The sequence below is a fragment of the Pseudomonas avellanae BPIC 631 genome, from assembly GCF_000444135.1.
GTDB lineage: Bacteria > Pseudomonadota > Gammaproteobacteria > Pseudomonadales > Pseudomonadaceae > Aquipseudomonas > Aquipseudomonas avellanae.
In genome coordinates, this window is record NZ_ATDK01000269.1 from 1 (window position 1) to 3,149 (window position 3,149).

A 3,149-nucleotide genomic window follows, 5' to 3' on the forward strand; every position below is an offset into this window, starting at 1 on the left:
CGTTTGGAACGCTAAGGGAGAAGATATTTTGAACAAAATACAGCGAGCCCGCGCGGCAATGAGCACGCAGGCATGAGAGAAGTTAATTTTGAGACGGCACACTAGATACCGGCGTCACATTTTTTAGAGCGCGCTGCTACTTGACCGCAGCTTATTCCGTTGCCTTGATCCAAACAGGCACAGCTGATTCGGGCGGGCGGTGACGGTCTTCAGAGGCAGCAGCTTCCTTTGCTCTCGAATGAGCCGCTTTTGCTTTCTGGCTAGCTTGATTGGCTTCATCATTATGACCTTCCGCCAAATGAAAATGTGCTTCTTCCTCATGCTTGGCCGCATCGCGGGCGTGGTCCTCTGAAGTTTTGTCACAGCCAGATAAGGTCAATATAGAAAATATGATTCCCGACAAGCCAAGATTTTTTTTCATATTTAAGCTTTCTTTGCTAAAGATAGTTGGCGCATCTGTAGTTGATCCGCATTGATTTTAATTAGAGACCCCTGATATCGCTGCTACACTTCTGCCATGCCAGCTACACGCATTCTCAAACGTCGGTGAATTGATTGCAGGCATGCAGGATCTTTGATGTCCAGCCCGCTTTGGCTGGGTGGCTTACCCGTCCAGCGGGGAATGATGTGGAAGTGAAGGTGATAGACAGTTTGACCAGCAGCCGTACCATTGCATTGGAGAACCTGCACTCCGTCAGGACAAAGCTCATCCACCACAGCAATGCAAATTTTTTGAACGACTTTTGTTATTTGCGCTAAAGCCTCAGGAGCGACATCAAGTATGTTACGCGCACGAGAGCTCTTTGAGATGACGAGGACATGGCCTAGTGATTGCGGGAAGATATCCAGAAAAGCCATTACATCATCATCCTCAAAGACACTATAAGATGGAGCGTCTCCTTGGATTATAGGCAGAAAAGGATTTAGGGGGTTGTAGGTTCCATGAAGATCCATAATGATTCTCATCTGGATTAATGTGCTTGAGGTTAAGTAATCTTAGTAGATGTTGCCATATAAATTCGCCGAATGGTAGTCAAAAATTAAACGCAGTGAAGGCAAAAGGCTATTGCTCTTTAATATGATGGAGCCAATAAGAGTACGTTAGTGCCAACTTGGTAGCGGCTAATTTAAGTTGTCGTACAAGTTAATACCTGACCGATTGGTTAGATTGACTATTTCTGTTTGAATATGGTTTCGATATGTTCCTGGACGATCTGCGCGTACTGCTATTTTTACATAGAGTGCCCTGATGCAGGTTATCCTCTGGCAATGCCACTGCGGTCAAAATGATCAGCGGCATAGCTGAGTCCGTTTCGTGACATCGGACCGAACGAGCTGTTCCAGCTGGGCGCGTCAGACTAAAACGTGCGCCCGGTTTGTGGCGCGAAACTCTTCGGCGCCAGCCACGCCGACAAAGCTGCAGAAGTCACGCAGATCGGCCTTGTACGCACGGCGCATGCGCGGTTTGCGGATATTGGCGAACCACTCGACCGCTGCCGGTACTGCGGCCAGCTCCTGGAACTCCAGGGCAGTCAGTCGCCGCACGCCGGCGTTGGCCATCACCAGCTCGCTCATGCATTTCGCTCTGCATCGTACCGCGCTTTGATGGCCGGCGACTCGGGGAAGCAATCAGCTAGCGGATCAGGCGCTAAGGTCTCGGCTCCGGTATCAGGTGCTGCCAACGCTCCTGTTCCAGCTCCATCTGCCGGGCTCCGCGCAACTGAGCCTCAACTTTCACGCTCGCTGCGCCAAGACGAGCACGTACTTGGCACCAGAAATCTTTCCGACGTGGCGTATTCGTGCAGAGGTACGATAGGCAGCCCGTGCAGCTGCCAAAAGGCGCCAGAGGACAGCCGAGCCGATGCCCTGTCGCTGGGGCGTCACCTCAATCATGTTGATGTACAGCCGGTCGCCAAGCGGATTGATGCTTTAGTCGATCTGACCCGCACGCTGGCCATCCACCTCGATTTGATCAATAAAGTCAGTACCGGGATACAAAAAATGACCTGGTAGCGATTCGGTGAGCTCGTTCACCAGGGTGATCGGACGCAAAATCACATCAGCGCCGTGTCGTCTACTGAAAAACCACAAATTCTGCTGAAAGTCGTCATGTGTCCGCCAAAGTTCGACGGGCCGATAACGTATTTATCACCACTTTACAGACTTGATTTCAAAGGAGAAAGCGCGATTACCATGGGTTTTGAAGCATAGGTTTAGTTAGTTATAAATCAATCATTCGTTGTCCAAGGTAGGTGGCAGCAGTTGCCGCCGGAATTCAAAGCTCAGTGATGACCACATACTGACTTGATTCCATTCGGGTGCGCTCAGCAGCGATACAACAGCGCCCATCAACTTAAGGCCTGTCAGGCGGGCGGCTCCGTAGCAATGAGGCTTTTGTTCTTTATGAAGACCACAACTAACAGCTCCGGCTCCGAGTTACTGGCACAGTTGTACCAGAGGATGCGAAACGCCTACCCGGCGCTTTCGCGCAACGTTGTCAGAACTCTCATAGCCGAGTTGCCTTGGCTTAGCTCAAACAACCGGAGGGTATGGGCGAAGCTGGAGTGTCTGCAGCGTACTGGTTCTTTCAAATTGCGCGGCGCCTATAATGCGCTGCACTTGCTTGCCCCCGACACGGCATCAGCAGGCAATCATGGGTTGGCAATTGCCACGTTGGCGCGTGAACTCGGCTTGCAGGCCAACATCTTCCTGCCGTTGACCGCTTCGGAAATCAAGATTCGTCGGCTGCGGGCAGTCGGGGCGCGAATCGTCCAGGGAGGTGGCGATGTCTATGAGGCCTATATGGCGGCCCATCAGGAGGCATAGGAAAACGGCGGATACTACATCTCACCATTTGACCACCCTGGCGTGGTTGCCGGCCAAGGGGCACTGGCGCTGGAGATCGCTGAACAGGATGATCGGCGGTTTGATCACATCCTGCTGCCATTAGGCGGTGGCGGCCTGCTCACCAGCTTCGGCTGCGCGGCCGCGAGGCTATGGCCGGAGACAAGGTTGCACGGAGTACATCCGGCTACTTTCGGTCGTAATCTAGTGTACTGTTTTCGAAATAAGTTACCCATAACCTGCAAGCTAAGCTATTGATAAGATTTGAATTTTCCGTTAGTTGGTGGCTGATTTTTTCGAAAACA

Annotated in this window: 2 protein-coding genes and 2 pseudogenes; 1 reads left to right on the top strand and 3 read right to left on the bottom strand. The window is 51.7% G+C overall.

Going from position 1 to position 3,149, the window contains the following annotated elements:
* Positions 1-151: 151 nt before the first annotated feature.
* The 3 genes and pseudogenes from DW49_RS1000000130280 to DW49_RS0115700 form a co-directional block, all read right to left on the bottom strand.
* Complete coding sequence (locus DW49_RS1000000130280; RefSeq protein WP_081082481.1) at positions 152-421, bottom strand: hypothetical protein; 270 nt, start codon at positions 419-421, stop codon at positions 152-154.
* Positions 422-504: 83 nt separating this feature from the next.
* Positions 505-954, bottom strand: coding sequence for an HIT domain-containing protein (locus DW49_RS0115695; RefSeq protein WP_024420945.1), 450 nt, complete (start codon positions 952-954; stop codon positions 505-507).
* Positions 955-1,356: 402 nt separating this feature from the next.
* Positions 1,357-1,575 (bottom strand): annotated as a pseudogene (locus tag DW49_RS0115700) (tyrosine-type recombinase/integrase); the annotation flags it as partial.
* A gap of 885 nt (positions 1,576-2,460) precedes the next feature.
* Between DW49_RS0115700 and DW49_RS01000000128455 the strand changes: the two are divergent.
* Positions 2,461-3,102: pseudogene (locus DW49_RS01000000128455) on the top strand (pyridoxal-phosphate dependent enzyme).
* Positions 3,103-3,149 lie beyond the last annotated feature (47 nt).

What these genes read in the sequence shown, in the direction of transcription:
- DW49_RS1000000130280 (WP_081082481.1), bottom strand. Translation starts at nt 421, where the DNA reads ATGAAAAAAAATCTTGGCTTGTCGGGAATCATATTTTCTATATTGACC.
- DW49_RS0115695 (WP_024420945.1), bottom strand. Translation starts at nt 954, where the DNA reads ATGGATCTTCATGGAACCTACAACCCCCTAAATCCTTTTCTGCCTATA.